Below are 26395 nucleotides of genomic sequence, written 5' to 3'. Positions count from 1 at the left end.
TCAGCCGCCCTTCGTGCCCAGCTCGGCCTGCAGGTGCCTGGCATGCTGCAGATGGGCGTCGATGGCGGGCCGCACCTTGACCAGCAGGGCCTTGAGCTCGGCATTGGCGGCGCTGGGGATCAGCACCTTGTCGATCGCCTCCAGCACGGCCACGTGGTAGTCGACCTCATGGTCGACATAGGCCTTGTCGAAGGCGGCGCCCTTGAGCGGGCGCAGCTTGGCGAGGTTGTCGTCGCCACCCTTCTGCAGGCCTTGCGCCGTGGGGTTGTCCTCGGGCTTGACCTTGAGCCGGGTGACCAGGTCCACGGCCATCTTGTTGACGCCGCCGTGGTCGGTGACCATCTGCTGGGCGAAGGCCTTGACGTCCTTGGATCGGGTCTTGCCCTCGGCCAGCTTGCCGGCGTCGATGTCCACCTGGTTGGCGGTGACGACGATGGCGGCGATCTGGGCGTCGTTGGGGGTCTGGGCCTGGGCTGGCAGCGACAGGGCGGCAGCGAAGGCCAGGGCGGCGAGGCGGAAGGAATGGGTCATGGTGGCTGGAGCTGAGTTGCGGGAGCCGCCAATTGAGTGGCAATTGGCCGGCAAGGGGATAGACGCCGTGACCCGGTCGCGCGTTCCCGTTCCCGCAACTTTCTTCAGCCGGCCAGCATTTCCGCCAGCGCGCCAGCGACGACCCGGGTCGCGCGCTTCAGGTCTTCGAGCACCAGATGCTCGTCGGCCCGCTTGGCATTGCTTTCCAGCACCGTGCGCGGGCCGGCGCCGTAGATGGCGGCCGGGATGCCGTGGGCCGTGTAGAGGCGCACATCGGTGTAGAGGGGCGTGCCGGAGGTGGGAATGGCTTCGCCGAACACCGCCTGGCCGTGCTTCTGCAACGCCGCCACCAGCGGCGCGGCGCCCGGCAGCGGCTTCATGGAGTTGGCCAGCAGCAGGCGCTTGATGTCGAGCTTGATGCCGGGGCATTGCGCGACCGTGGTCTCGATCAGCGCGCGTACCTCGGCCTCGACGCTCGCCGGGTCTTCCTCGGGAATCATGCGGCGGTCCAGCTTCAGGGTGACCTTGCCGGGCACGACATTGGTGTTGCTGCCGCCTTCGATGCGGCCGACGTTCAGATAAGGGTGGGTGATGCCGGGCACCTGCGACAGCCGGGTCTTGAGCACCTCGTTGTGGGCGTAGAGGGCCGTCAGCAGCTTGTTGGCGGCCTGCAGGGCGTCGATGCCCGTGCTCGGGTAGGCCGCATGCGAGGCCAGGCCGTGCAGGGTCACTTCCATCTGCAGGCAGCCGTTGTGGGCCGTGACGACCTGGTAGCTGAAGCCGGCGGCGATCAGGTAGTCGGGTTTCGTCAGGCCTTGCTTGAGCAGCCAGCCCGGGCCGAGTTCGCCGCCGAATTCCTCGTCGTAGGTGAAATGCAGCTCGACCGCGCCCTTCAGCGGCAAGCCCGAGTTCTTCAGCGCCAGCAGGGCGAAGGTGTAGGTCGCGAAGTCGCTCTTGCTGACGGCCGACGCACGGCCATAGAGCTTGCCGTCGGCGATCTCGGCGCCATAGGGTTCATGGGTCCAGCCTTCGCCGGGCGGCACCACGTCGCCATGCGCATTGAGAGCGATGGTGGGGCCGCCTGCCGAGAAGCGGTGGCGGACGATCAGGTTGGTGATGGACTGCATGCCGGCGGCCTGCACGTCGGCGGCCGGCACGGCGTGCTTCTCGACCTCGAAGCCGAGTTGGGCCAGCAGCTCGGCCGTGCGCTCGGCATGCGGCGCGTTGTTGCCGGGAGGGGTGTCGGTGGGGATGCGGACGAGGGTTTGGAGGAAGCGGACTTCGTCGGTGAAATGTTCACCGATCCAGGCGTCAATGCGGTTCTGCGTCATAGGGTGTCGAGCAAGCGTTCGAAGGCGCGGATGGACAGGTCGGCGTCATCCACCGTCACCGACTCCAGCGGGTTGTGGCTGATGCCGCCATTGCCGCCGCGCACGAATAGCATGGCCTGCGGCAGCAGCTCGTGGATCTTCATCGCGTCATGGCCGGCGCCCGAAGGCAGGCGATGCAGCGGCAAGCCCAACTCGCCGACCGCGGCCTCCCAGCGTGATTGCCAGGCCGCGTCGCTGGGCGCGGCATTGGCTGCCAGCGTGGGCTGCAGCGTGTAGCTGAGGCCGCGGCGCTGGCAGATCTCGTCGAGCTTGGCGCGCACATCGGCGTCCAGCGCATCGCGGGCTTCGTCGGTCGTTGCGCGCAGGTCCAGGCTGAAGCGGCAGCGGCCGGGGATGACGTTGATGGAGCCCGACGGCACTTCCAGCATGCCGACCGTGCCGACGATATCGGGCACGGCGGCGGCCCGCTGTTCGGTGAACAGGATGAGCTCGGCCACGCCGGCCGCCGCGTCACGACGCTGGCCCATGGGCGTGGTGCCGGCATGGCTGGCCAGGCCGACGATCTCGCCGGTGTAGCGGCGGCTGCCATTGATGCTGGTGACGATGCCCAGCGGCAGGTCCAGGCTGTCCAGCACCGGGCCCTGCTCGATATGGACTTCGACAAAGCCGAGATAGCGCGACGCATCGCGCTTGGCGGTCTGGATGCTCTCCATCGTGCCGGCCAGGCCTGCAGCCTGCATGGCGTCGCGCAGGGTGATGCCTGCTGCGTCGGTCTGGTCCAGCCAGACCGGCTGGAAGGCGCCGATCAGGGCGCTCGAGCCGAGGAAGTCGGCCGGATAGCGTTGGCCCTCCTCCTCGGAGAAACCGACGACCTCCAAGCCGAAGGGCAGGCGTTTGCCTTGGGCGTGCAGCTCACGCACGACCAGCATGGGCACAAAGATGCCCAGCCGCCCGTCGAAGCGGCCGGCGCGGCGCACGGTGTCGTAATGGCTGCCGGTCAGCAGGCGCTTCTTGCCTTCGCCCGTGCCCTTGTAGACGCCGACGACATTGCCCACCGCATCGCGGCTGACCTCGTCGAAGCCGCAGTCGCGCATCCAGGCCATCAGCTGCTCGGCGACGGCCGTGTGGGCGGGTGTCGCGTAGGTGCAGGTCAGGAAATCCTCGGTGTCGCTGTGCGCGGCCAGGGCCGCGGCCCAGTCCCACAGCTGCTCACCCAGCTCGGGCCTGGCGCCGAACTTGTCGTTCAGCCGGATCTCCGCGATGCGATGGATCTGACGCAGGCATTCGGCGCGCTCGACATCCGGGTGGGCGCGCAGCCGGCGCTCGAAGGTGGCGATGATCTCGGCCCGCGTGAAGCCCGTGCCGCGCGGGCCGCGCACGGCGAGGATGAAGGGAAAGCCGAAGCGGGCGTTGTAGTCGGCGTTGAGCTTCTGCAGCTTCGCGAACTCCTCAGGCGTGCAAGCCGTCAGTCCGGCCTTCTGCTGCTCGTGGGTCGACTCTGCTGTCAGTTCACCGGCGACGGCAGCCTTGCCAGCCAGCTCCGGGTGGGCGCGGATCAGGCCGAGCTGCTCGTCCACGCTGGCCTCGCGCACCACGCGGGCCAGGGCTACCTTCAACGCGGCGAGCGACTTGAAGGGCCGCGCCGCCGCGGCGCGCTCGGCGATCCAGGGCGAATGTTCATAGGTGCCGTCCAGCAGCGCGACAAAGTCGACGGTGCTGGCTTGATTGAGTTGGTCGAGCGTCATCATTCCCACACGAAAGCCGTGCGCGCATCAAAGGGGTGAACGGTTTTCCAGTGCCGCGCGATGTCCAGGCGCCGGCAGACCCAGACGCGGTCATGCGCCTCGATGTGGTCCAGGAACTTCTGCAGCGCGCGCATCCGCCCCGGGCGGCCGAGCAGGCGGCAGTGCATGCCGATGCTCATCATCTTCGGGCTGTCGGCGCCTTCGGCATACAGCACGTCGAAGCTGTCCTTCAGGTATTCGAAGAAGGGTTCGCCGTGGCTGAAGCCCTGGGGCAGGGCGAAGCGCATGTCATTGCAGTCCAGGGTGTAGGGCACGACGAGATGGGGCGCCAGCTCCCCATTGGTCTTGCGCACCTGCAGCCAGAAGGGCAGGTCGTCGCCGTAATAGTCGCTGTCGTACTCGAAGCCGCCGAAGTCGGCCACCAGGCGGCGGGTGTTGGGGCTGTCGCGGCCGGTGTACCAGCCCAGGCCGTGCGGGTCGCGGCCCAGGGTCAGGCGCTTCAGGCTGGCCATGGCCTGGGCCAGGTGGGCGCGCTCGGTGTCCTCTTCCATGCTCTGGTAATGGATCCAGCGCCAGCCGTGGGAGGCAATCTCATGGTCGAGTTCGACAAAGGCCTGGGTCACGTCCGGATGGCGTTCCAGCGCCATGCCGACGCCGAAGACGGTCAGCGGCAAGGCGCGCTGCTCGAATTCCTTCAAGAGCCGCCACACGCCGACGCGCGAGCCGTATTCGTAAATGCCTTCCATGCTCAGGTGTCGCGCCGGATAGCTCGCCGGGTTGAACATTTCGGACAGGAACTGCTCGCTGCCGGCATCGCCGTGCAGCACCGAGTTCTCGCCGCCTTCCTCGTAGTTCAAAACGAACTGCACGGCCACGCGGGCGCCCCCCGGCCATTGCGCGTGGGGCGGGTTTTCGCCGTAGCCGATCAGGTCGCGGGGGTAACGGGCATTGCTCATCCCTACACTTTGCATCAATCAACGGAGATTCCATGGGCAAGCTCACAACACATGTGCTGGACACCGCCAATGGCTGCCCGGCCGCCGGCATGGCCGTGCGCCTCTACCGCTTCGATGCGGAAGGTCCCAAATGGCTGCGCAGCCTGCATCTGAACGCGGATGGCCGCGCCGACGGGCCGCTGCTGGAGGGGCCGGACTTCCTGGCCGGCCGTTACCGCCTCGTTTTCGAGGTGGCCAGTTATTTCAATGCCCGGGGGGCGAATCTGCCGCAGCCGGCCTTCCTGGACGAGGTGCCGCTGGACTTCGGCATTGCCGACGAGAACTCGCACTACCACGTGCCCCTGCTGGCCTCGCCCTGGAGCTATTCGACCTACCGTGGCAGCTGAAGCCTCTGGTAAACGTTCGCGCTGGGGTGACGGCCTCGGCGACGGCGCCCTGGCCCTCGTCGAGGGCCTGGCCAACCTCGGCGTCTGGGGGAGTGCGGGCATCGCGGTTGCGACGGGCAAATTCATGCTGGGTGGCGTGCTGTCCGTGCTGGGTCTGGGCGTGTTCCTGCGCTTCAAGCGGCTGCGCATGAAGAGAAAGGCCCAACGTGCCGGATAGCGCCTGCATTCTTGTCACCGTCTCCCGCACCACCGGCAGCGTGCCGCGCGAGGTCGGGGCCTGGATGGCCGTGGGCGCGGACGGCATCCGCGGCACGGTCGGTGGAGGCCATCTGGAGTTCGACGCCATTGCCCGTGCCCGCGCGGCGCTGGCGGGTGGCGAGCTGGAAGACGAGGTGCGCTACCCGCTGGGCGCCAGCCTGGGCCAGTGCTGCGGCGGTGTCGTCTGGCTGAGCTTCGAGCGCATCGCGGCGGGTGAAGACTTGGCGCTGCGCCTGCCCCAGGCGCCACAGCGGCCTCTGGCCCTCTTCGGCGCCGGCCATGTCGGCGTGGCGATCGCCCATATCGCCCGTGACCTGCCGCTCGCCCTGCACTGGATCGACAGCCGCGAGAACCAGTTCCCGGCCCAGCCGCCCGAGCGGGGCTGGCGCCAGGAGGTCTGTGATCCGGCGGCCGATGCGGTGGACGACCTGGCGCCCGGCTCGGCCGTCCTCATCATGAGCCACAACCATGCCGAGGACTTCGATCTCGTCGCGGCCTGCCTGAAGCGCCAGCGCGAACGCGGCGACCTGGCCTTCATCGGCATGATCGGCAGCCGCACCAAATGGGCGAGCTTCCGTCAGCGCCTGCAGGCGCGGGGCTTCACCGACGCCGAGCGCGCCCAGGTGGCCTGTCCCATTGGCGTGCCAGGCGTCAATGGCAAGCAGCCCGCCGTCATCGCGGTGGCCGTACTGGCACAGATCCTGTCGTTGGCGCCGGCGTCAGCGTGAGGCTGCGACCCGGCTCGGCCTGGAAGCGATTGCTGGCCGTGCCGACCTCGCGCTCGTAGGCGGTCCAGGCCTGCTGGATCTCGCCGCTGGCACGCATGGCGCCCAGGGCCTTCTCCAGCGGCGCCACCCAGGCGGCATGCGACTCGTGAACGCCATGGAAGAGCACCGAGCGGGCCAGCGGCGTGGCGATGCGGCACAGCGTGCCCTGGCGCGTGTCCACCGGCATCTCGGCCATCCATGGCGTGGTCAGGGTCAGGGCGTAGTCGGCGGCACCCGTGCTGAGGTTGAGGAAGGCGTCGCTGGGTGTGTTGGCGGCCAGCCGGGAGGATTCCGGGATCAGGTTTTCGGCCGCGACCATGCCGCGCTGGTAGCTGACCCGGTATTTGGCCAGGTCTTCGACCGGCAGCGCGGCCGGGCAAGGTGGCCGGCCGTAGGCGTAGACGAAGAGGTTCAGCAGCGGTACATCCACCTTGCGCACGAACGGCGTCTGCTCGAAATAACTCCCGACGCGCATCGCGACGGCATCGACGCGGCCGGTCTGCAGCTCCAGCTGGGTGCGCGGCAGCGGCCAGGGGACGAATTCCACCTGCAGCCCGATGGCCGCATAGGCCTTGCGCAGCAGCGCCTCGGCCGGCGGGAAGTAGGTGCGCTCGACATTGGTGGCGATGCGCACGATGGCGGGCTCCTGGGCCTGGACCGTCATGCCGGCACAGGCGGCGGCCAGGGCCACCAGCAGGCGGCACGGCGTCCGGGAGAGGCGGTCGAGCATGGCCGGATTGTGGGAGGTGCTTCTTGCGTGGCGATGACGCCGCAGCCGGGCGACGTGAAGCCGGTCACGTCTGCATACACTCCGGGGCCTGTCGCAGCGGTGTCGGGCCCGGCAGGGCCCGCGGACGCGACCCAAGAGGCTTCACAGCACCCGCCGTGGTGGAGCCGCGGAGATTCGCGACTTGGACATCTATCTGTTCGACTGGGCCAACCTGCTGATTCGCTGGCTGCACGTCATCACCGTCATCGCCTGGATCGGCGCCTCCTTCTACTTCGTCTGGCTGGACAACCACCTCGTCAAGCCGACGGCCGACGACCTCAAGGCCAAGGGCGTGGATGGCGAACTCTGGGCCGTGCATGGCGGCGGCTTCTACAACCCCCAGAAGTACATGGTGGCGCCCGGCAACCTGCCCCAGGATCTGCATTGGTTCTACTGGGAGAGCTACTGGACGTGGATGAGCGGCTTCGCCCTCTTCGTCGTCCTCTATCTGTGCAACGCCAGCCAGATGCTGATCGACCCACGCGTTCACGCCTGGGGCGCGCCCTGGCAGGCCGTGGCGGCGGCGCTGGGCTTCCTCGTCGTCGGCACGGCCGTCTACGACTTCGCCTGTTCTGTTTTGGGTCGCACCAAGGACGGCAATATCGGCAACGACGGCCGCGTGATGGCCGTGGTGGTGGTCTTTGTCGCGCTGGAGAGCTGGCTGGCCTGCCATCTCTTCGCGGGCCGCGCGGCCTTCCTCATCGTCGGCGCCACGCTGGCCACCATGATGACGGCCAACGTCGCCCACTGGATCATCCCGGGCCAGAAGAAGGTCATCGCCCAGATGCGCGCCGGCCAGAAGCCCGATCCCATCTACGGCCAGCGCGGCAAGCAGCGCAGCGTCCACAACACCTATTTCGGCCTGCCGGTGCTGATTGCCATGCTCAGCAACCACTACGGCATGCTGTACCAGCACGCCCAGAACTGGATCGTGCTCTGCGTGCTGATGGCCGCGGGCGTGGCCATCCGCATCTTCTTCGTCAAGCGCCACAAGGGCGTGAACAGCTGGGGCGCCGTCGCTCTGGCGCTGGCCTTGCTGGCCGGGCTCATCATCTGGATGGCGCCCAAGGCCCAGCCGGCCGCGGCCGCGGTGGCGCCGGTCACGCTGGAGCAGGTGCAGGCCGTCGTCGCGCAGCGCTGCGCCATGTGCCACACCGGCGATGTGGCGCAGAAGGGTGTGCGTCTGGACAGCGCCGAAGGCCTGGCCGCCCACAAGGCCCAGATGCTGCAGCAGGTGGTGGTGCAGCGCGCCATGCCGCTGAACAACGCCACCGGCATGACCGACGAAGAGCGTGCCCTCATCGGCCGCTGGGCATCGCAACCATGATCGTCGACCCGCGCGCCTTGCTGCGTCAGCTCTACGACGTCGCCGTCGCGCGGGCCTTGCCAGGCCGCATGCTGGCCGCGCATCTGCCGCCACCGCCGCAAGGTCGAACGCTGGTGCTGGGCGCCGGCAAGGCGGGTGGCGCCATGGCCCAGGCGCTGGAAGCCGCGTGGCCGGCCGACGCCCCGCTGTCCGGTCTCGTCATCACGCGCTACGGCCATCTGCCGCCGGGCTACAAGCCGCGCCGGCTGCAGGTCGTCGAGGCCGCCCACCCGGTGCCGGATGCCGCCGGCCTGGCCGCCAGCGAGAGGTTGCTGGCCATGACGCAAGGCCTGACAGCGGACGACCTCGTCATCTGCCTGATCTCCGGCGGCGGTTCGGCGCTGATGAGCCTGCCGGCGCCCGGCCTCACGCTGGCCGACAAGCAGGCCGTCAACCGCGCGCTGCTGAACAGCGGTGCGGCCATCGCCGAGATGAACTGCGTGCGCAAGCATCTGTCGGCCATCAAGGGCGGTCGCCTGGCCGCGGCCTGCGCGCCGGCGCGCGTGCTGACGCTGGCCATCAGCGATGTGCCGGGCGACGATCCCGCGGTGATCGCCTCCGGTCCAACGGTGGCGGACGCGACGACTTGCGCCGAGGCCCTGGCCATCTGCCGCCGCTATCGCATCCCTCTGCCCGACGCGGCCCGCGCCGGCCTGGAATCGGGCGCCTTCGAGACCCCCAAGCTCGGCGACGCGCGCCTGGCTGGCCATGAACTCGTCATGCTGGCCACGCCGCAGATGAGCCTGGACGCTGCGGCGGCTTTGGCGCGCGAGCAGGGCGTCACCGCCCACGTCCTCAGCGACGAGATGGAGGGCGAGTCCCGCGTCGTCGGCGGGGTGCACGCAGCCCTGGCCCGCGCCGTTGCGCGTCGCGGCGAGCCCTTCGCCAAGCCCTGCCTCATCCTGTCCGGCGGCGAGACGACGGTGACGGTTGACGCATCCAAGCCCGCTGGCAAGGGCGGCCGGGCCACCGAATTCCTGCTCGGTTGCGCGCTGGCCCTGCAAGGCGAGCCCGGCGTGTTCGCGCTGGCGGCCGACACGGACGGCATCGACGGCGTCGGGCCGCACGCCGGCGCGCTGTTGACGCCCACCAGCCTGAGCCGCGCCCGGGCCCTGGGCCTGAACCCGCAGGCCCTGCTGGACGCCCACGACAGCGCCAGCTTCTTCGCGCCGCTGGGCGATCTGCTGGTGCCCGGCCCCAGCTTCACCAATGTCAACGACTTCCGTGCATTGCTGATCGTTTAAGGCTTGTGAAGGCCGTGGCGCGGCCGAATTCTTCGTCCTAGACTGGCCCGACCCTATCTCCCCGGGAGGTCAAAGATGAGTGCAGCTGCGGAACGGTTCTTCGTCAAGCACAACGCCCTGCCGACCATGCCCGAGGTGGCGTCGCGATTGCTGAAAAGCTTCGATGACGACAACGTCGGCCTTTCGCAGATCGCCGCGCTGATCGAGAAGGACGCGGCATTGACCGCCAAGGTGCTGCGCCTGGCCAACACCGCCCACTACAGCCCCGCGCACCAGATCGCCACCGTCATCGACGCCGCCCATGCCCTGGGCCTGGAGACGCTGCGCAATCTCGCCATGGCGGCCTGCCTGAGCGGTGCCTTTCCCAAGGTGCAGGGCCTGGATCGCGCAACCTTCTGGCGCCACAGCGTGGCCACGGCCAACTATTCGCGCGTGTTGGCGCGCATGCTGGGCGCCGACGCGGCCATGACCGATACCGCCTATCTGGCCGGCCTGATGCTGCGCACCGGTCAGTTGCTGATGGCCCTGGACGAGCCGCATCTGGTGGCCGACGTCGAGACCCATGCCGCCGAGCCCGGCAGCCGCTTTTCGCTGGAGGAGCACCGCTTCGGCTGCACCCATGCCGACGTGACGGCCTCGCTGGCCGCCCACTGGCATTTCCCGCATGCCATGGTCGAAGCCTTCAAGGACGCCAACGCGCCGCTGGAGATCCGGCCCTTCTCGCTGATCGCCGCCGTGCTGCATGTGGCCGAAGTGCTGGCCGATGCGTCCGAGCACCATGACGAGCCGGTGCATGCGCTGAAGGTCGCCGTGCCCGAGCTCATCGAGCATCTGCACCTCGACCTGGAACTGCTCGCCGCCAAGATCGCCGCCACCGGTGATCCGGCTGCCGAGGTGGAGCAGATGCTCCATTGAGCTTGCTGTCCGGCCTGCCGCCACAATCGGGCGGTTCGCCGGGAGGAAGTGGATGAAGTCGAAGTTCTGGCCAGCGCTGTTGCTGGCCTTGTCGCTGGGGGCCGTGGCGCAGACGGCGCCGCCCAAGGTTGCGCCCAAGCCGGCTGCCTCTGCGGCCGCCGCTGTCGGCTACCGCTTCGGCCCAGCGCCGGCCTGGGTCAAGGCGCTGCCGCCGGCGCAGGAGCGCCCGGCCGTCACCGCCGGCGCCAAGGCGCGCCGCGAACCCCTGGTCGATGTGCAGGTGCAGCTGCTGCCCAAGTCGGCCACCGCCACCTACGTCCATCTGCAGCATGAGGCGCTGGACACCTCGACCCTGCGCGAGGTGTCGGAGCCCCAGATCAGCTTCAACCCGGCCTACCAGCAGCTCGTCATCCACCAGGCCGCCGTCATCCGCGATGGCCAGCGCCTGGACCGGCTCAAGGGGGCCCGCATCGAGATGATGCGGCGTGAGCAGCAGCTCGAACGCCAGCTCATCGACGGCGTGCGCACGGCCCTGGTCGTGCTGAGCGACGTGCGCGTCGGCGACATCGTCGACCTGGCCTACACGCTGGAGGGCCAGAACCCCATCTTCGACGGTCGCTACTCGGCGCTGATGCAGCTGGCTTCGGACGCGCCGGTCGAGCGCCTGCACCTGCGCATCGAGGCGCCGCCGGAGCGCAAGCTCGCCGTCAAGGCGCTGGCCAGCGACGTCGTGCCCGAGCGTTTCGAGGAGGGCGGGCGCCAGGTCATCCGCGTGCTGCGCGAGCGCGTGCCGGCCGTGCAGGACGAGGCGGCCACGCCGCCGTGGTTCAAGGTCTATCCGGCCCTGCATGTCAGCGAATACGCCAGCTGGGCCGAGGTGGACCAATGGGCGCAGCGACTGTTCGCCATCGAGCCGCCCGCCGCCGGCGTGGCCGAGAAGGCGGCCGAGCTCAAGGCGCAAGGCGGCAAGCCCGAGGAGCAGGTGGCCGCGGCCCTGCGCTTCGTGCAGGACGAGGTGCGCTATTTCTCGGCGTCGCTGGGCGAGAGCTCGCACCGGCCCAAGCCGGCTGCCCGCACGCTCGCCGAGCGCCTGGGCGACTGCAAGGACAAGACCCTGCTGCTGAACAGCCTGCTGACGGCCATGGGCTTCGACGCCAAGCCGGCGCTGATTTCGATGGCGCGCAACCGCGGCGTCGTCAACTACCTGCCCTCGCACGACCAGTTCGACCACGTGATCAGCCGCGTGCAGTTGGGCAAGGAGGTCTATTTCCTGGATCCGACCATGAACGGCCAGGGCTATTCGCTGGAAAAGCGCGGCTACTACCGTTATGGCGCGGCCCTGGTCGTCGGCCAGGGCGAGGCGGGGCCCCAGCCCGTCGTGCCGCCCGCCTTTGCCCAGGACAGTCTGAGCTTTCGCCAGCACTGGGACTTCAGTCAGCTGTCGCGGCCCGTGCGCCTGACGACGACCTTCAAGGCCACCGGCCTGGCGGCCGAGCGCTGGCGCAGCAGCTTGGCCACGGCCGGCCTGGAGCGCCTGGCCGAGGCCATGGGCGGCGCCTATGTGCGGGTGCTGCCGGGCCTGGTGAGCGTCGGCCAACCCCATGTCGAGGACGACCGCGACAGCAATGAATGGGTGCTGAAGCTGTATTTCGAACACCCCAGCATCGGCCGCTACCAGCGCGGCTGGCTGGACCTGGACTTTCCCGCCGCCGAGCTGGTGGACGCGCTGCCGGTGCCGCCCGAGGCACGTCGCCGCCTGCCCTACCACCTCGACGGCGCGCGGGCTTCCGAGCTGCGCCTCAGCGTGGTGGGGGCGCGCCCCTTCAACGCCCAACCCCCGGCGCCGCAGCAACTGATCGACAAGCACTTCGCCTTCAACAGCCGGGTGGAAGTGTCCGGTGCCACCGTGCAGTTCATCAGCCGCGTCGAGCGCCGCAGCGACGAGGTGCTGCCGGGCGATGTGGACAGCTACCGCGAGCACGTCGGCCGCACGCGCCAGATGCTGAACGCCCAGCGCCTGCGTCTGAACCTGGTGGATCGCAAGGCCCTGGAGGCGCCCTTCGCCGAGGTTGCCGAGCGCATGGCGCGCTTTCGCAATGGGGCGCAGCCCGATGCACTGTGGGAGCTGATGCTCACCAACGAGATCAACCGCCTCATCGACGCCGACCTGCTGAACCAGGTGGCGCCCACCAGCCGCCTGGCGGCCTGGGTGCGCATCGAGCGCGCCCAGTCGCACAACCAGCTCGGCGACTTCGCGGCGGCCCTGGCCGACGCCGAAGCCGCCCTGGCCATCCGCGCCGAGGGCGAGGAGGGCAGCACGGCGCTGGAGGCCAAGGGTGTCGCCCTGGTCGGCCTGGGGCGCCCGGCCGATGCGCTGGCCGCCTTCAGCCAGCAGGCCCAACTGGCCGGCACCGGCGGCAGCTGGCTGGGCACGGCCCACTACATGCTGGGCGACTATGCCCGGGCCGAGGCGGCACTGCGCGACAGCGCCGCCAATGCCAGCGGCGAGGCGCGCCAGTTCACGATGCTGTGGCTCTACCTCGCCGCCGAGCGCCAGGGCGGCCGGGGCAAGGCGGCCATCGCCGACGAACTGGCCGCGGCCGACGCCAGCAAATGGAGCGGCGCCCTGTTGAGCTATCTGGGCGGCAGCCTGGACCGCGAGGCCCTGCTCAAGCGCGCCCGCGAAAAGCCCGAGACCGAGAGGTTGCGGCTGGCCGAGGCCTATTTCTTCATCGGCCAGCAGCTGGTGGCGCGCGGCCGGCGCGATGAGGCCCGGCCCTGGTTCGAGCGCACGCTGACCACGCAAGCGGTGCCCTACCGCGAGTTCACGCTCGCGCAGTGGGAATTGAAGCGCGGCGCGAACTAGAGGCAGCCTGCAGCGGGAGGCTCGCTCGGCGCGCCATAGCTGAGCCGTGCCCAGCGCGGTGGCTCGGTGCCGAGTTGCAGCAGGAAGGCATGGTGGAAGCTGGTCTCGCACAGATCGGCCAGCTTCGGTCCGCCCAGGGCCGCGATGACGGCCGGCACCGTGTTGCTGTGGCCGACCACGAGCACGACGCCGGTCTGGGCGCGCACGACTTCCGCCACCGCGGGGGCATGGGCGGCGCCGCGGGCCTCGACGATCTGGGGCGTCAGGCCCAGGGCCTTGGCGAGAGGGGCGGCGGTGTCGCGCGCCCGGCGCAGTGGCGTCGTCACGATGGCGTTCACCCGCAGTCCGGCCAGGGCCTGGGCCAGGGCCTGGGCGCGCTGTTCGCCGGCGGGCGTCAGGCCGGGGTCGCCGGCGGGCTCGGCGGCGCGTTCGGCATGGCGCACGAGGATGACGAGATCGGGCATGGCGGCGGCGGGGGCGGTGAGGGCGCCTGTCAGAAGACAGGCCGCCAGCAGGACGGACAAGGGCTTCATCGTGATTCCGGAAGGGATCTTGCGCCATTCTCCCCGCGGCCCGCCAGTTACCATCCCGGCCCCATGCCGTACGCCTTTCGCATCGCCCCATGACCCTGCCGTTTGAACTCCAGGTCGGCTGGCGCTACGTCCGCGCCGGCCGCGGCGGGCGTCGCAACCGCTTCATCAGCTTCATCTCCGGCGCGTCCATGGTGGGCATCGCTCTGGGCGTGATGGCCTTGATCGTCGTGCTGTCGGTCATGAACGGCTTCCAAAAGGAAGTGCGCGACCGCATGCTCAATGTCATCGCCCACGTCGAGCTGCTGGACGCCGGCGGCCAGGCCCTGCCGGACTGGCAGGCCACGGCGACCAAGGCGCGCCGGAACCCCGAGGTGATCGGCGCCGCCCCCTTCATCGCCAGCCAGAGCCTGATCGCCCGCGGCGAGGACATGCGCGGCGCCGTCATCCGCGGCGTCTCGCCGGCCGAGGAGGCCACCGTCACCGTGTTGGGCGCCCAGCTCAAGGACACGGCCTTCGCCAAGCTCTTGCCCGGCACCTGGAATATCGTGCTGGGCGCCGAGCTGGCCCGCCAACTGGGTGTGGGCGAGGGCGACAAGATCACGGTCGTTGCGCCCGGCGGCCAGGTCACGCCGGCCGGCGTCGTGCCGCGGCTCAAGAGCTTCAATGTCGTTGGCACCTTCAGCTCCGGCCACTACGAGTACGACTCGAGCCTGGCCGTGGTGCATGTGGACGATGCGGCCAAGCTGTTCCGCACCGGTGGCCCCACCGGCGTGCAGCTCAGGCTGCGCGATGTGAACGAAGCCCGCCAGGTGGCCGGCGAGCTGGCCGCCAGCATGGGCCCGGAGATCCGCGTGCGCGACTGGACGCGCTCCAATGCGGTGTGGTTTGACGCCGTGCAGATCGAGAAACGCATGATGAGCATCGTGCTGACGCTGATCGTCGCGGTCGCCGCCTTCAACCTGCTGTCGACGCTGATCATGACGGTGACCGACAAGCAGAGCGACATCGCCATCCTGCGCACGCTGGGCGCCAGCCCGCGTTCCATCATGGGCATCTTCATCGTGCAGGGCGCGGTCTCGGGCGTCATCGGCACCCTGGCCGGCGTGGTGGTGGGCCTGTTGATCGCCTTCAACATCGACGTCATCGTGCCGGCCATCGAGCACCTGCTGAACACCAGCTTCCTGCCGGGCAGCATCTATCTCATCAGCCAGATGCCCAGCGACCCGCAGTGGGGCGACATCGCGCCCATCGTGGCGGTGGCGCTCATCCTGTCCCTGGTGTTCACGCTCTACCCGAGCTGGCGCGCCAGCCGCGTGCAACCCGCGGAGGCCCTGCGCTATGAGTGAGCTGATCCTGCAGGCCACGGGGCTGACCCGCCGCTTCAAGGAAGGCGGCCTGGACGTGACGGTGCTGCGCGGCGTCGACCTCGCTGTGAAGAAGGGCGAGACCCTGGCCATTATCGGCGCCTCGGGTTCGGGCAAGTCCACGCTGCTGCATCTGCTGGGCGGCCTGGACACGCCGACCTCGGGCGGCGTCATGCTGATGGGCCGCAGCTTCGCGTCCATGGACGAGGCCGAGCGCGGCCGCTGGCGCAACCAGCAGCTGGGCTTCGTCTACCAGTTCCACCACCTGCTGCCCGAGTTCTCGGCCCTGGACAACGTCGCCATGCCGCTGCGCATCCGCGGCCAGGTGCCGGCCCAGGCCCGCGAGACCGCGGCCGAGATGCTGGCCCGCGTCGGCCTGAAGGACCGCGTGCAGCACCGTCCGGCCGAGCTGTCGGGCGGTGAGCGCCAGCGCGTGGCCATCGCCCGCGCCCTGGTCACGCGGCCGGCCTGCGTGCTGGCCGATGAACCCACCGGCAACCTCGACCGCGACACCGCTGCGGCCGTCTTCGAACTGATGCTGGAGCGCGCCCGCGAGCTCGGCACGGCCTTCGTCCTCGTCACCCACGACCGCGACCTGGCGGCACGCTGCGACCGGCAGCTGCGCCTGGTGGCGGGGCAATTCCAGACATCATGAATCCGCGTTTCGTCCTCAAGCTTTCCTGTCCTGACCGCGCCGGCATCGTGCACGCCGTCACCGGTGTGCTGCTGCAGCAGGGCGGCAACATCATCACGTCGCACCAGCATGGGGACGCCGACCATGCGCGCTTCTTCATGCGCATCGAGTTCGAGGCCCAGGCCGAGGAAGCCGCCCTGCAGGCCGCCTTCCAGCCGTTGGCCGACGAGTTCGGCATGGACTGGGAACTGGTGGCACGGGCGCGCAAGACCCGCGTGCTGCTGCTGGTGTCCAAGCTGGGCCATTGCCTGAACGACCTGCTGTTCCGCGTGCAGACGGGGCATCTGCCCATCGAGATCCCGGCCATCGTGTCCAACCACCGCGACTTCTACCAGCTCGCGGCTTCGCACAATATTCCGTTCCACCACTTCCCGCTGCTGGGCGCCACCGATGCGCAGAAGCAAGCCCAGGAAGCCAAGATCCTCGAAGTCGTCAGCGACAACAAGATCGACCTCGTCGTGCTGGCGCGCTACATGCAGATCCTGAGCCCCGAGCTGTGCCGTGAGTTGAGTGGCCGGGCCATCAACATCCACCACAGCTTCCTGCCCAGCTTCAAGGGCGCCAAGCCTTACCACCAGGCCTATGAGCGCGGCGTCAAGCTGATCGGCGCGACGGCCCATTACGTGACCAGCGACCTCGACGAGGGCCCCATCATCGAGCAGGAGGTGGCCCGCATCGACCACAGCATGCCGCCCGAGCAGCTCGTCGGCATCGGTCGCGACATGGAGTGCGTGGCCCTGGCGCGGGCCATCCAGTGGCATGCCGAGCATCGCGTGCTGCTGAACGGCAACCGCACGGTGGTGTTCCGCTGAGGTAGAAGGGCAGGCATGTGGATAGACACCCACTGCCACCTTGACGCGGCCGAGTTCGACGCCGACCGCGATGCGGTCGTGGCGCGCGCCAGGGCCGCCGGTGTCACGCAGATCGTCATCCCCGCCGTCGATGCGCACAACCTCGAGCGGGTGCGCGAGCTGGCCCATGAACATGGATTCGCCTACGCGCTGGGCATCCACCCGCTGTGCGTGATGCGCGCCGGACCGCACGACCTGGAGCGGGTGGCCGAGGCGCTGGCGAAGCATGCGGACGACGAGCGCCTGGTCGCCCTGGGCGAGATCGGCCTGGACTTTTTCGTCGAAGGACTCGACCCCGAGGTCCAGCAGCAGTTCTACGTCGAGCAGCTCAAGCTCGCCAGGCGTGCCGGCCTGCCGGTGCTGCTGCATGTGCGCCGCAGCGCCGACAAGCTGCTGGCCGGCCTGCGCCGCGTCGACTTCCCGCACGGCGGCATTGCCCATGCCTTCAACGGCAGCGAGCAGCAGGCGCAGGCCTTCATAGCCCTGGGCTTCAAGCTCGGGTTCGGCGGCACGCTGACCTTCGACCGCTCACTGCAGATCCGCCGCATTGCGGCGACCGTGCCCGAGACGGCCCTGGTCATGGAGACCGACGCGCCCGACATCCCGCCGCACTGGCTCTACAGGACGGCCGCCGAGCGCGCAGCCGAGCCGGGGCAGGAGCGCAACGAGTCGAGCGAACTGCCGCGCATTGCCCAGAGCCTGGCGGAGTTGCGCGGCTGGACGCTGGAGCAGACGGCGGCCGTCACGACCGCCAACGCCCACGCCGCCCTGCCGCGGCTGCGCTGATCAGGCTTCGCCGAAAGCCAGCGTCAGCTCGACCCGATCGCCCAGGCTGAGCCGGCCGGCGCCACTGCCGCGCGCATAGATGCCGAACTGCACCGGCGCGCCCGGCGCGCGCTCGGCGCTGAGCTGGGTCAGGGCTTCCAGGGCCAGCGGCTGGGGCTCGCCCCTGGCCGGGTCCACGGTCGGCACGACGCAGCGCACGCAGACCGAGCTGCGGCTCAGCGTGACGCCGCCGATGCGGGCCTCGGTCAGGATGTCTTCAATGAACGGCGGCAGTTCGGAGCCGTCATCGCCGCGCAGCAGCAGATTGGGCCGGGCGCGCTGGGCCAGGCCGGTCAGTGGTTGGGCGAGGGCGGTTTGCCAGGCCTGCAGCGAGCCATCGCCGACGATGTGCAGGGCGTTCAGGATGGGTCGGCGCTGGGCTTCCTTGCTCAGGCGCACCAGGCGCAGGCGTTCGCCCGTCGTCGCGCGCAGCAGGGCGGCCGCGTCATCGCCGGCATCCCAGGCCGGCAGCAGGTCGAAGTCCTGGCGTTCGCCATTCCAGCCGCGCAGGGTGGTGGACTCGCCGCCCTGCAGCGCGACGGTCAGCGCGCGGCCCTGGGCCTTGAGCTCCAGGCCGTCCGCCGTCAGCGCCGTGCTGACCAGGGCCAGGCGCGGATGGGCGCCCATCCAGGTCAGCTCGCCGGCCGCATCCGCAATGCCCCAGCCGCGATCCCCCTCGGGCCAGCCGTCATCGTCCAGTTGCAGGCTGTCAACGGCCTCGCCGGCGCAGGATTTCACCGGGTAGCGCCACAGCGCGGCGATGCGGGCAATCAGGTCAGCCATGGCTGTCTTTCAGCGGTTGCGCGGCGCGAGCGGGGTCTCCGGCACCGGATAGCCGGCAGCGCCAAAGGTGGTGCTGATGGCCTTGTGGGTGTCGAAATAGACCTGCCAGTAGTGGTCGGTGTGGCAATAGGGCCGCACGCACAGCAGCGGGCCTTCGGGCGTGAACTGCAGGATCTCGATGTCCGGCGGCGGGCTGTTCAACACGTTGGGAATGGCCGCGATGACCGGGCGCAGCCGGGCGATGGCGTCCTGCGGGTCCACGCTGTTGGCGACCTTGGCGGTGCAGTCGACGCGGCGGTGGGGCAGGGCCGAGTAGTTCTGGATGGCGCCGCTGAAGATGGTGTTGTTGCCGACGATGGTGTGCACGTTGTCGGGCGTCGTGATGGTGGTGCCGAACAGGCCGATCTCGGTGACGGTGCCGGTGACGCCGCCGGCCTGCACGAAGTCGCCGACCTTGAAGGGCCGCAGCACCTGCATGAAGACGCCGGCGGCGAAGTGGGTCAGCAGCCCGCCCCAGGCGGTGCCGATGGCCAGGCCCGCGCCGGCCAGCAGGGCGGCGAAGGAGGTGGTCTTGACGCCGAAGATGTCCAGGATGGACAGGATGAGGACGATGTTCAGCAGTACGCTGAGGATGGAGCGCAGATAGGTGACCAGCGTCGAATCGATGTGCTTGCCACGCAGCAGGGCCGCCGAGAACAGCCGCAACGCCAGTGAGATGAGCCACCGGCCCACGACCCAGGCAGCAATGGCCGCGAGCACCTTGAGGCCGAAGTCCAGGCCTTGAGTGCTGAGAAACTGCCAGATGGCTTCGGTATTCAACATCGCTTGTCCCTTCCCTTGAAGACGCCCGCATCCTCTCAGCCGCCGACCCTCGGCGCCAGCCCCGCAAACCCCGAAACCGAGCGGCGCCTGGTCGGACTCGCGCCGGTGTTCGATGCCCGGGCACGCTTGCTGGTGCTCGGCAGCTTTCCCGGCGCGGCCTCGCTGCAGGCTGCACAGTACTATGCCCATCCGCGCAACGCTTTCTGGCCGCTGATGGGGGTGCTGCTGGGTGACGCCGGATTGGCGGGACTGCCCTACGCCGAGCGGCTGGACGCGCTGCGCCGCCACCGCGTCGCGCTGTGGGACGCCGTGGCCGCCTGCCGCCGCGAGGGCAGCCTGGACACGGCCATCGAGGAGGCCGAGCCCAGCGATCTGCCCCATCTCGTCGCCCGCCTGCCCCAGCTGCGCGCCATTGCCTGCAACGGATCGCTGGCCCACAAGCAGACACTGCTGGCCCTGGGCGACCCGAAGGTGCCGGTGTTGCGCCTGCCGTCCACCAGCCCCGCCCATGCCGGCCGCAGCCTGGCCGACAAAGTCGCGGCCTGGCAGGCTGAGCTGGCGCCGTATCTGGCCTAGGATGCCCGGATGAAAAGAATGTTGACGGCCGCGCTGGCGGCTTGGGCGGGCTGGGCCGCCGCCGTGACTCCCGTCATTCCGGCCGACCTGATCCTGCGCGACGCCACCGTCGTCGACGTGGCCGCGGGCCGCCTCATCAAGGGCCAGGCCGTCATCACGCGCGGCGAGCGCATCCTGGCCGTCGTCGACGAGAAGCAGCTCGGCCAGTACAAGGCGAGCAGGACGCTGAGCCTCAAGGGCCGCTACCTGATTCCCGGCCTGTGGGACAGCCACGTCCACTTCGGCGGTGGCGAGGCGCTGATCGAAGAAAACCGCCATCTGCTGCCGCTGTATCTGGCCCACGGCATCACGACGGTGCGCGACTGCGCCGGCGACTTGAGCGACACGGTGCTGCAGTGGCGCGATGAGATTGGTACGAAGAAATTGCTGGGCCCGACCATCTTCGCGTCCGGCGCCAAGCTGGAGGGTTACAAGCCGCTATGGAAGGGCACTCAGGAGGTTGGCACGCCGGAGGAGGTGACCCAGGCCCTGGACAAGCTGCGCAACGACCGCGCCGACTTCGTCAAGATCACCGAGAACACCATGCGCGCCGACATCTATCTGGAGGCGCTGCGCCAGGCCAAGGCGCGCAGCCTCCCCAGCTCGGCCCATCTGCATGGCCAGGTGACGCTGGACCAGGCCTCGGAAGCGGGCCTGGGCACGCTGGAACACCTGAACTATCTGCTGCGCGCTGCCACGCCCAAGGAGGCCGAGCTGACGGCCCAGGTGGCTGCCGGCACCCTCACGGCGCGTTCGGCCGCGGAGCAGAGCCTGGCCAGCTATGACGAGGCCACGGCCCGCGCTGCGTTCAAGCGCTTGGCCGTGCGCGGCACGGCCGTCGTGCCGACGCTGTCCGTCATCCGCATCACGGCCTATCTGGACCAGGACGATCACGCCAAGGACGACTATCTGCAATACATCGGCCCCAAGCTGCGCCAGACCTATGACTGGCGCGTCAAGCGGGCGGCCCTCGACAGCCCGGATGCCATCGCCTACCGCCATGCCAGCTACGAGAAGACGGCGCGCCTGCTGCCGCTGCTGGCCGAGGCCGGTGTCGAGATCGTGGCGGGCACGGACGCCGGTTTCCTGAACAGCTTCGACTACCCCGGCCAGGCCCTGCATGACGAGATGGCCGTCTATGTGCGCTCCGGCCTGACGCCGGCCCAGGCCCTGCGCTCGGCGGTCGTCGCCGGCCCGCGCTTCCTCGGCAAGCTGGAGCGCTACGGCGCGTTGGCCGAAGGCAAGACGGCGGACATCGTCGTGCTGAAGGCCAACCCGCTGCAGGACATCGCCGCGACGCGCCAGATCGACGCCGTCATCACGCGTGGCCGCCTGCTGGACCGCAAGCGCCTGGATGCCATGCTGGCCGAAGTGCGCGACTGGGTGGGCGCGCAATGAAGGCCAAGGCGCAAACCTGGGGCCCGGCGACGTTGAGCGAATTCGACGGCGTACGTTTCCTGCATCTTGATTCGATCTGGGTGCAGGGGGCGATGCGCATCCGCAAGCCCGACCAGCTGGAGCTGGAGTACATCCAGCGCATGTGTGCCTGGATGCTGTGGCGCGATTCGGCTCTGCTGAGCGAGGGCCACGCCGTGCAACTGGGACTGGGGGCTGCGGCGCTGACGCGCTTCTGCCATGGCCAGCTGAAGATGAAGACGACGGCGGTCGAGATCAACCCCGAGGTCATTGCCGCCTGCCGGCAGTGGTTCCGCCTGCCGACCAACGATGCGAGGCTCGACGTCGTCAACGAGGATGCGGCGCGCTGGGTGGTGGACGACGCGCATCTGCAAACGGTCGACGTGCTCAACGTCGACCTCTACGACCACGATGCCGCCGCGCCGGTGCTGGACGACGACGCCTTCTACGCCGCCTGCCGCGGCGTGCTGGCCGACGGCGGCCTGATGACGGTCAACCTCTTCGGCCGCAGCGCCAGCTTTGCGCGCAGCGCCTTGCGCATCGCCCGCGCCTTCGGCTCGGATCAGGTCTGGAGCCTGGCGCCCACCAAGGAGGGCAACACCATCGTCGTGGCGGCCCGCGGGGTGCCGGTGCCGCACCGTGAAGTTCTCGAGCAACGCGCAGCTAATATCGAATCGCGCTTCAAGCTGCCGGCCCGCAAATGGCTTAGGCTGGTGCGGCCGCTGCCGATGAGCATCCTCAACGCCCTCTGAGAAGCCGAGCCCTCGATGTCGACCAAGTCCAAGCCCGCGACCGCTCCCGCGAAGCCCGAAGGTCGCCTGGAATGGCGCCAGCTGCTGCACTGGCTGCAGGAGGACGGCCTCATCGACGAGACGCAGGTGCAGCGGACCGAGCAGCGCTTCGCGGCCGGTGACAGCGCCCTGCACCCGCTGGTGCGCCTGGGGCATGCCGCCCTGGTACGCCTCAGCACGGGCAAGCCGCTGGACGTGGACGCCTTGTCCGAATGGCTGGCCGTGCGCGCCAAGCTGCCCTATCTGCGCATCGATCCGCTGAAGGTCGACGTCGGCCGCGTCGGCGACGTGATGTCCATCGGCTATGCCGAGGCCAAGCGCTGCCTGCCGGTGCAGTTCGGCCTCAACGACGTGACGATCGCGACGTCCGAGCCTTTCGACATCGGCTGGGTGGCGCAGATCGAGTCGCATGTGCGCAAGCCCATCAAGCTTGTCATTGCCAACCCGCTGGAGATTGCGCGCTTCACGACCGAGTTCTTCACGCTGGCCCGCTCGGTACGCGCCGCGGCCAAGGCCGGTGAGCAGAGCCAGGTGGCCAGCTTCGAGCAGCTGGTCGAGCTGGGCAAGAGCAACAAGCAGCTCGACGCCAACGACCAGGGTGTCGTTCAGGTCGTCGACTGGCTGTGGCAATACGCCTTCGACCAGCGCGCCTCCGACATCCACCTCGAGCCGCGCCGCGAGATGGGCGTCATCCGCTTCCGCATCGACGGTGTGCTGCACACGGTCTACCAGCTGCCGCCGACGGTGATGAGCGCGATGACCTCGCGCATCAAGCTGCTGGGCCGCATGGACGTCGTCGAGAAGCGTCGCCCGCTGGACGGCCGCATCAAGACGCGCAACCCGGCCGGCGACGAAGTCGAAATGCGCCTGTCGACGCTGCCCACGGCCTTCGGTGAAAAGATGGTCATGCGCATCTTCGACCCCGAGACGGCGGTCAAGGACCTGTCGTCGCTGGGCTTTGGCCAGCACGACTCGGACCGCTGGGAGAGCCTGGTCAAGCAGCCGCACGGCATCATCCTCGTCACCGGCCCGACCGGCAGCGGCAAGACGACGACGCTGTATTCGACCTTGAAGCGCCTGGCCACCGACGAAGTCAACGTCACGACCATCGAAGACCCGATCGAGATGATCGAGCCGGCCTTCAACCAGACCCAGGTGCAGAACGTGCTGGACTTCGGCTTCGCCGAGGGCCTGCGCGCGCTGATGCGCCAGGATCCGGACATCATCATGGTCGGCGAAATCCGCGACCTGGAGACGGCCGAGATGGCCATCCAGGCCGCACTGACGGGTCACCTCGTCTTCAGTACGCTGCACACCAATGACTCGGTCTCGGCCATCACGCGCTTGATGGACCTGGGTGTGCCCAGCTATCTGATCAGCGCGACGGTCATTGGCGTGCTGGCCCAGCGGCTGGTGCGCACGCTTTGCCCGCATTGCAAGCAGCCCGACCCGCTGGTCACCCGCGAGAGCCTCAATGAACTGGTGCGGCATTGGCGACTGGGTGGCGGCGTCAAGCCCTACAAGCCGGTGGGTTGTCTGGAATGCCGCAACACCGGCTTCCGCGGGCGCGCCGGCCTGTACGAACTGCTGACAGTCACCGAGGGCGTCAAGGGCGCGATCGCCGACCTGACCGCGCTGCGCCGCCAGGCCATGCAGGAGGGCCTGCGCCCGCTGAGGCTGGCTGGCGCCATGAAGGTGGCCGAGGGGGTGACGACGGTAGAGGAAGTGCTGCGCAGCACGCCGGCCTGGGAGGGCTGATGTGTGAGCTGATGCAGCGCCTGCGCGCTGTCTGACACGTGTCCGCAGCGCGGTGGTTGCGGTCTGCAGGCGTCATTCGCGAGAGCTTTCGTCTTACGTGTAATCCACAGTCGGGCCCGCCTTGGCCCGCTGACAGAATCGTCAGCGACAAAGCGCGCACCTCTGCGGCGCCGGAGGCGACAGGCGATGAAGATCAAAAGCCAGCGGGACTTCTGGTCCGGGCTGATGTTCCTGGTGGTGGGCGTGGCGTTCGCCTGGGGCGCGACAGAGTATTCCTTCGGCACCTCCGCGCGTCCCGGCCCCGGCTACTTCCCCTTCGGCCTCGGCATCCTGCTGGCCTTGCTGGGCGGCTTCGTGCTGTTCAAGGCGCTGACGCTGGAATCGGAAGGCGGCGACCCCATCGGCGCCATTGCCTGGCGGCCCCTGCTCATCATCATCGTCGCCATCGCCGTCTTCGGCCTCGCACTGCCGCGGCTGGGCCTGGCCGTCACGCTGCCCATCCTGATCGCGCTGTCGGCGCTGGCCGGCGACGAGTTCCACTGGCGCGATGTGCTGATCAGCAGCGCCGTGTTGACGGTGGGCAGCTGGGCCCTGTTCATCCTTGGCCTGAAGCTGACCATCCCGCTTTGGCCCATCTACATCACCGGCTGAGGCGACCATGGATCTGTTGAACAACCTCGGCCTCGGATTCCAGACGGCGCTGAGTTTCCAGAATCTGCTTTACGCCTTCTTCGGTGCCGTGCTGGGCACGCTGATCGGCGTGCTTCCCGGCCTGGGGCCGGTCGCGACCATCGCGATGTTGCTGCCGTCCATCTATACGCTGGACGCGACGCCCGCCCTGATCATGCTGGCCGGCATCTATTACGGCGCGCAGTACGGCGGTTCGACAACGGCCATCCTGATCAACGTGCCGGGTGAGTCCAGTTCGGTCGTCACCGCCATCGATGGCTATCAGATGGCCCGTCGCGGCCGCGCCGGTGCCGCGCTGGCCGCCGCGGGCCTGGGCAGCTTCTTCGCCGGCTGCGTCGGCACCATCATCATTGCCGCCTTCGCGCCGCCGCTGACCGAACTGGCCTTCAAGTTCGGTTCGGCCGAATACTTCTCGCTGATGGTGCTGGGCCTGGTGGGCGCCGTCGTGCTGGCCTCGGGCTCGCTGATCAAGGCCATCGCGATGATCGTGCTCGGCTTGCTGCTGGGCCAGGTCAATACCGACGTCATCACCGGTACGGCGCGCTTCTCCTTCGACATTCCCGAACTGACGGACGGCATCGGCTTCGTCGTCATCGCCATGGGTGTGTTCGGTTTCGGCGAGATCATCGCCAACCTGGGCCAGCCCGAAGAACACCGCGAGGTGTTCACCAAGGAGGTCAAGGGGCTGTGGCCCACCAAGGAGGACTTCAAGGAGGCCTGGCCCTCGGTGCTACGCGGCACGGCCCTGGGTGCCATCCTCGGCGTGCTGCCGGGCGGTGGCGCATTGCTGGCCTCCTTCGCGTCCTACACCCTGGAGAAGAAGGTCGTCCGCAATCCCCGGGTGCCTTTCGGCAAAGGCGCCATCCAGGGCGTGGCCGGCCCCGAGAGCGCCAACAACGCCGGCGCGCAGACCTCCTTCATCCCGATGCTCACGCTCGGCATCCCTCCGAATGCCGTGATGGCACTGATGGTGGGGGCAATGACCATCAAAGGCATCCAGCCGGGCCCGCAGGTGATGACCAGCAATCCCGAGCTGTTCTGGGGCCTGATCGCGTCGATGTGGATCGGCAACCTGATGCTCATCGTGCTCAACCTGCCGCTGATCGGTATCTGGATCAAGCTGCTGACGGTGCCCTACCGCTTCCTCTTCCCGGCCATCGTTGTCTTCTGCTGCATCGGCACCTACTCACTGAACAACAACAGCTTCGACGTCTATATGACGTCGGCCTTCGCGCTGCTCGGCTATGTCTTCTACAAGTTGAGCTGCGAGCCGGCACCGCTGCTGCTGGGCTTCATCCTCGGGCCGATGATGGAAGAGAACCTGCGTCGGGCCCTGCTGCTGGCGCGTGGCGACTGGAGCACCTTCCTGACCCGCCCGCTGTCCGCTGGCCTGTTGATCGCTGCCGCCTTGATGATCGTGGTCGTGATGCTGCCGTCCATCAAGAACAAACGCGAAGAAGCCTTTCAAGAAGAGGGCTGACGACCGCTCTCTAGATATCAGGGGCTGGTGGGTGTTGAGGAGGCACTCCCGGCCCCTTGTGCTTTCAGGCGCTGACGAGCTGGACGCGCCATGGGGGTATCGGAGCCGGGCCGGTGGCCGGAGCCCGAAGATTTCAGAAGAAAACCTTCAAGGGCTTCCACGTACGTAAAAACCTGTGCTACAGTCGTGGGCTTCGCTGATCACAACGCAGCGCTTGTCGGGAACGGCAGCTAGCGGTGGGTGATTGGAGGAGGGTCGGATTGGAGCTTCGGTTTTGATCTGATGGCGAGCTTGAGAGAGTCGCCGAGTGCTTGAGGGGTTCTGAAAAGAATTTTTGAAAAGTACTTGACGATGTTGCGAAAGCGGATCAAAATCTCGCCTCTTTGCTGCTGACGAACAAAACGCGAAAGCGAATTGATCGGAGGTTTGCGAAGAAAGCCAAGTTGGCTGAGTATTGCGAAAAGAAATTTTCAAAAATACTTGACGACGAAGCAAAAAGCAGATTAGAATCTCGCTTCTTTGCTGCTGACAACTAAACGACGTCAGCGACGCAGTCGGATGGAACTGATTGCGATGTTCTTTAAGAATTAACAGCCGATAAGCGTGGGCGTTTGAGGCGAAGTGATGTTGCAAGGTGAC

26 protein-coding genes are annotated in these 26395 nt (G+C 68.4%); 17 read left to right on the top strand and 9 right to left on the bottom strand.

Translation table 11 applies throughout. The annotated features are described in order from the left end of the window. The 4 genes from AC3WOE_RS10720 to puuE form a co-directional block, all read right to left on the bottom strand. Positions 1 to 531 carry a DUF4142 domain-containing protein gene (locus tag AC3WOE_RS10720; RefSeq protein ID WP_492690372.1) on the bottom strand — a complete coding sequence of 177 codons (531 nt, stop codon included), beginning with the start codon at positions 529 to 531 and terminating at the stop codon, positions 1 to 3. Positions 532 to 635: 104 nt separating this feature from the next. Further along, positions 636 to 1862 (bottom strand): ArgE/DapE family deacylase, encoded by a 1227-nt coding sequence (locus AC3WOE_RS10715; protein ID WP_492690370.1) that lies wholly within the window; start codon positions 1860 to 1862, stop codon positions 636 to 638. Then, positions 1859 to 3610: a 2-oxo-4-hydroxy-4-carboxy-5-ureidoimidazoline decarboxylase gene (uraD, locus tag AC3WOE_RS10710; protein WP_492690369.1), complete on the bottom strand. Its 1752-nt coding sequence runs from the start codon at positions 3608 to 3610 to the stop codon at positions 1859 to 1861. The genes AC3WOE_RS10715 and uraD overlap by 4 nt, the downstream gene beginning before the upstream one ends. Next, positions 3607 to 4563 carry an allantoinase PuuE gene (puuE, locus tag AC3WOE_RS10705; protein ID WP_492690367.1) on the bottom strand — a complete coding sequence of 319 codons (957 nt, stop codon included), beginning with the start codon at positions 4561 to 4563 and terminating at the stop codon, positions 3607 to 3609. Before puuE ends, uraD begins: the two co-directional genes overlap by 4 nt. A 32-nt stretch (positions 4564 to 4595) precedes the next feature. Here puuE and uraH point away from each other — a divergent pair, with 32 nt between their 5' ends. From uraH to xdhC, 3 genes are read left to right on the top strand one after another with little or no spacing between them, the layout of a single operon-like run. Continuing rightward, positions 4596 to 4949: a hydroxyisourate hydrolase gene (uraH, locus tag AC3WOE_RS10700; RefSeq protein ID WP_439466898.1), complete on the top strand. Its 354-nt coding sequence runs from the start codon at positions 4596 to 4598 to the stop codon at positions 4947 to 4949. Beyond that, positions 4939 to 5166 carry a hypothetical protein gene (locus tag AC3WOE_RS10695; protein WP_492690366.1) on the top strand — a complete coding sequence of 76 codons (228 nt, stop codon included), beginning with the start codon at positions 4939 to 4941 and terminating at the stop codon, positions 5164 to 5166. Before uraH ends, AC3WOE_RS10695 begins: the two co-directional genes overlap by 11 nt. After that, on the top strand, positions 5156 to 5935 hold the full coding sequence (gene xdhC / locus AC3WOE_RS10690; protein WP_492690364.1) for a xanthine dehydrogenase accessory protein XdhC: 780 nt from the start codon (positions 5156 to 5158) through the stop codon (positions 5933 to 5935). The genes AC3WOE_RS10695 and xdhC overlap by 11 nt, the downstream gene beginning before the upstream one ends. Here the strand turns inward: xdhC and AC3WOE_RS10685 are convergent. After that, positions 5880 to 6704 carry a substrate-binding periplasmic protein gene (locus tag AC3WOE_RS10685; protein ID WP_492690362.1) on the bottom strand — a complete coding sequence of 275 codons (825 nt, stop codon included), beginning with the start codon at positions 6702 to 6704 and terminating at the stop codon, positions 5880 to 5882. The genes xdhC and AC3WOE_RS10685 overlap by 56 nt on opposite strands. A gap of 181 nt (positions 6705 to 6885) precedes the next feature. On the opposite strand from AC3WOE_RS10685, the gene AC3WOE_RS10680 reads away from it, so the two are divergent. The 4 genes from AC3WOE_RS10680 to AC3WOE_RS10665 all read left to right on the top strand — a co-directional run bounded on the left by AC3WOE_RS10680 (position 6886) and on the right by AC3WOE_RS10665 (position 13134). Then, positions 6886 to 8070: a urate hydroxylase PuuD gene (locus AC3WOE_RS10680; RefSeq protein WP_492690361.1), complete on the top strand. Its 1185-nt coding sequence runs from the start codon at positions 6886 to 6888 to the stop codon at positions 8068 to 8070. Next, positions 8067 to 9353: a glycerate kinase type-2 family protein gene (locus AC3WOE_RS10675; protein WP_492690359.1), complete on the top strand. Its 1287-nt coding sequence runs from the start codon at positions 8067 to 8069 to the stop codon at positions 9351 to 9353. Before AC3WOE_RS10680 ends, AC3WOE_RS10675 begins: the two co-directional genes overlap by 4 nt. Before the next feature lie 75 nt (positions 9354 to 9428). Then, positions 9429 to 10268: an HDOD domain-containing protein gene (locus AC3WOE_RS10670; protein WP_492690358.1), complete on the top strand. Its 840-nt coding sequence runs from the start codon at positions 9429 to 9431 to the stop codon at positions 10266 to 10268. 52 nt (positions 10269 to 10320) lie between these two features. Further along, complete coding sequence (locus AC3WOE_RS10665; RefSeq protein WP_492690357.1) at positions 10321 to 13134, top strand: DUF3857 domain-containing protein; 2814 nt, start codon at positions 10321 to 10323, stop codon at positions 13132 to 13134. On the opposite strand, the gene AC3WOE_RS10660 is transcribed toward AC3WOE_RS10665, so the two are convergent. Further along, entirely contained in the window at positions 13131 to 13667 is a 537-nt protein-coding gene (locus AC3WOE_RS10660) for a phosphoglycerate mutase family protein (protein WP_492690355.1), read from the bottom strand. The two genes, AC3WOE_RS10665 and AC3WOE_RS10660, sit on opposite strands and share 4 nt — an antisense overlap. A gap of 89 nt (positions 13668 to 13756) precedes the next feature. Between AC3WOE_RS10660 and AC3WOE_RS10655 the strand changes: the two genes are divergently transcribed. From AC3WOE_RS10655 to AC3WOE_RS10640, 4 genes are read left to right on the top strand one after another with little or no spacing between them, the layout of a single operon-like run. Beyond that, positions 13757 to 15013, top strand: coding sequence for a lipoprotein-releasing ABC transporter permease subunit (locus tag AC3WOE_RS10655; RefSeq protein WP_492690354.1), 1257 nt, complete (start codon positions 13757 to 13759; stop codon positions 15011 to 15013). Next, positions 15006 to 15686 (top strand): lipoprotein-releasing ABC transporter ATP-binding protein LolD, encoded by a 681-nt coding sequence (gene lolD / locus AC3WOE_RS10650; RefSeq protein WP_492690352.1) that lies wholly within the window; start codon positions 15006 to 15008, stop codon positions 15684 to 15686. The genes AC3WOE_RS10655 and lolD overlap by 8 nt, the downstream gene beginning before the upstream one ends. Next, entirely contained in the window at positions 15683 to 16537 is an 855-nt protein-coding gene (purU, locus tag AC3WOE_RS10645) for a formyltetrahydrofolate deformylase (protein ID WP_492690351.1), read from the top strand. Before lolD ends, purU begins: the two co-directional genes overlap by 4 nt. 15 nt (positions 16538 to 16552) lie before the next feature. Then, on the top strand, positions 16553 to 17362 hold the full coding sequence (locus tag AC3WOE_RS10640) for a TatD family hydrolase (RefSeq protein WP_492690350.1): 810 nt from the start codon (positions 16553 to 16555) through the stop codon (positions 17360 to 17362). On the opposite strand, the gene AC3WOE_RS10635 is transcribed toward AC3WOE_RS10640, so the two are convergent. Both AC3WOE_RS10635 and AC3WOE_RS10630 read right to left on the bottom strand, forming a co-directional pair. Continuing rightward, positions 17363 to 18184 (bottom strand): MOSC domain-containing protein, encoded by an 822-nt coding sequence (locus tag AC3WOE_RS10635; RefSeq protein ID WP_492690349.1) that lies wholly within the window; start codon positions 18182 to 18184, stop codon positions 17363 to 17365. A gap of 9 nt (positions 18185 to 18193) precedes the next feature. Then, complete coding sequence (locus AC3WOE_RS10630; RefSeq protein WP_492690840.1) at positions 18194 to 19003, bottom strand: mechanosensitive ion channel family protein; 810 nt, start codon at positions 19001 to 19003, stop codon at positions 18194 to 18196. 18 nt (positions 19004 to 19021) lie between these two features. Between AC3WOE_RS10630 and AC3WOE_RS10625 the strand changes: the two genes are divergently transcribed. From AC3WOE_RS10625 to AC3WOE_RS10600, 6 genes are all read left to right on the top strand, one after another. Then, positions 19022 to 19582, top strand: a complete 561-nt coding sequence (locus AC3WOE_RS10625; RefSeq protein ID WP_492690348.1) for a DNA-deoxyinosine glycosylase — start codon at positions 19022 to 19024, stop codon at positions 19580 to 19582. Positions 19583 to 19591: 9 nt separating this feature from the next. Beyond that, on the top strand, positions 19592 to 21019 hold the full coding sequence (locus tag AC3WOE_RS10620; RefSeq protein ID WP_492690346.1) for an amidohydrolase family protein: 1428 nt from the start codon (positions 19592 to 19594) through the stop codon (positions 21017 to 21019). Continuing rightward, complete coding sequence (locus tag AC3WOE_RS10615; RefSeq protein ID WP_492690344.1) at positions 21016 to 21789, top strand: spermine/spermidine synthase domain-containing protein; 774 nt, start codon at positions 21016 to 21018, stop codon at positions 21787 to 21789. Before AC3WOE_RS10620 ends, AC3WOE_RS10615 begins: the two co-directional genes overlap by 4 nt. A gap of 15 nt (positions 21790 to 21804) precedes the next feature. Further along, positions 21805 to 23586, top strand: coding sequence for a type IV pilus assembly ATPase TfpB (gene tfpB / locus AC3WOE_RS10610; RefSeq protein ID WP_492690342.1), 1782 nt, complete (start codon positions 21805 to 21807; stop codon positions 23584 to 23586). 186 nt (positions 23587 to 23772) lie between these two features. Further along, positions 23773 to 24237, top strand: coding sequence for a tripartite tricarboxylate transporter TctB family protein (locus tag AC3WOE_RS10605; protein ID WP_492690340.1), 465 nt, complete (start codon positions 23773 to 23775; stop codon positions 24235 to 24237). A 7-nt stretch (positions 24238 to 24244) separates the two neighbouring features. Then, on the top strand, positions 24245 to 25756 hold the full coding sequence (locus AC3WOE_RS10600; RefSeq protein ID WP_492690338.1) for a tripartite tricarboxylate transporter permease: 1512 nt from the start codon (positions 24245 to 24247) through the stop codon (positions 25754 to 25756). A gap of 147 nt (positions 25757 to 25903) precedes the next feature. On the opposite strand, the gene AC3WOE_RS10595 is transcribed toward AC3WOE_RS10600, so the two are convergent. Then, on the bottom strand, positions 25904 to 26395 hold a 492-nt coding region (locus AC3WOE_RS10595; RefSeq protein ID WP_492690336.1), incomplete at its 5' end, for a hypothetical protein.

The sequence above is a fragment of the Roseateles sp. FW305-36 genome, from assembly GCF_058787015.1.
Note: the sequence above shows the minus strand (reverse complement) of the source record. Positions and strands in the feature narration are given on the sequence as shown.

What these genes read in the sequence shown, in the direction of transcription:
- AC3WOE_RS10720 (WP_492690372.1), bottom strand. Translation starts at nt 531, where the DNA reads ATGACCCATTCCTTCCGCCTCGCCGCCCTGGCCTTCGCTGCCGCCCTG.
- AC3WOE_RS10715 (WP_492690370.1), bottom strand. Translation starts at nt 1,862, where the DNA reads ATGACGCAGAACCGCATTGACGCCTGGATCGGTGAACATTTCACCGAC.
- uraD (WP_492690369.1), bottom strand. Translation starts at nt 3,610, where the DNA reads ATGATGACGCTCGACCAACTCAATCAAGCCAGCACCGTCGACTTTGTC.
- puuE (WP_492690367.1), bottom strand. Translation starts at nt 4,563, where the DNA reads ATGAGCAATGCCCGTTACCCCCGCGACCTGATCGGCTACGGCGAAAAC.
- uraH (WP_439466898.1), top strand. Translation starts at nt 4,596, where the DNA reads ATGGGCAAGCTCACAACACATGTGCTGGACACCGCCAATGGCTGCCCG.
- AC3WOE_RS10685 (WP_492690362.1), bottom strand. Translation starts at nt 6,704, where the DNA reads ATGCTCGACCGCCTCTCCCGGACGCCGTGCCGCCTGCTGGTGGCCCTG.
- AC3WOE_RS10675 (WP_492690359.1), top strand. Translation starts at nt 8,067, where the DNA reads ATGATCGTCGACCCGCGCGCCTTGCTGCGTCAGCTCTACGACGTCGCC.
- AC3WOE_RS10670 (WP_492690358.1), top strand. Translation starts at nt 9,429, where the DNA reads ATGAGTGCAGCTGCGGAACGGTTCTTCGTCAAGCACAACGCCCTGCCG.
- AC3WOE_RS10665 (WP_492690357.1), top strand. Translation starts at nt 10,321, where the DNA reads ATGAAGTCGAAGTTCTGGCCAGCGCTGTTGCTGGCCTTGTCGCTGGGG.
- AC3WOE_RS10660 (WP_492690355.1), bottom strand. Translation starts at nt 13,667, where the DNA reads ATGAAGCCCTTGTCCGTCCTGCTGGCGGCCTGTCTTCTGACAGGCGCC.
- AC3WOE_RS10655 (WP_492690354.1), top strand. Translation starts at nt 13,757, where the DNA reads ATGACCCTGCCGTTTGAACTCCAGGTCGGCTGGCGCTACGTCCGCGCC.
- lolD (WP_492690352.1), top strand. Translation starts at nt 15,006, where the DNA reads ATGAGTGAGCTGATCCTGCAGGCCACGGGGCTGACCCGCCGCTTCAAG.
- purU (WP_492690351.1), top strand. Translation starts at nt 15,683, where the DNA reads ATGAATCCGCGTTTCGTCCTCAAGCTTTCCTGTCCTGACCGCGCCGGC.
- AC3WOE_RS10640 (WP_492690350.1), top strand. Translation starts at nt 16,553, where the DNA reads ATGTGGATAGACACCCACTGCCACCTTGACGCGGCCGAGTTCGACGCC.
- AC3WOE_RS10635 (WP_492690349.1), bottom strand. Translation starts at nt 18,184, where the DNA reads ATGGCTGACCTGATTGCCCGCATCGCCGCGCTGTGGCGCTACCCGGTG.
- AC3WOE_RS10620 (WP_492690346.1), top strand. Translation starts at nt 19,592, where the DNA reads ATGAAAAGAATGTTGACGGCCGCGCTGGCGGCTTGGGCGGGCTGGGCC.
- AC3WOE_RS10615 (WP_492690344.1), top strand. Translation starts at nt 21,016, where the DNA reads ATGAAGGCCAAGGCGCAAACCTGGGGCCCGGCGACGTTGAGCGAATTC.
- tfpB (WP_492690342.1), top strand. Translation starts at nt 21,805, where the DNA reads ATGTCGACCAAGTCCAAGCCCGCGACCGCTCCCGCGAAGCCCGAAGGT.
- AC3WOE_RS10605 (WP_492690340.1), top strand. Translation starts at nt 23,773, where the DNA reads ATGAAGATCAAAAGCCAGCGGGACTTCTGGTCCGGGCTGATGTTCCTG.
- AC3WOE_RS10600 (WP_492690338.1), top strand. Translation starts at nt 24,245, where the DNA reads ATGGATCTGTTGAACAACCTCGGCCTCGGATTCCAGACGGCGCTGAGT.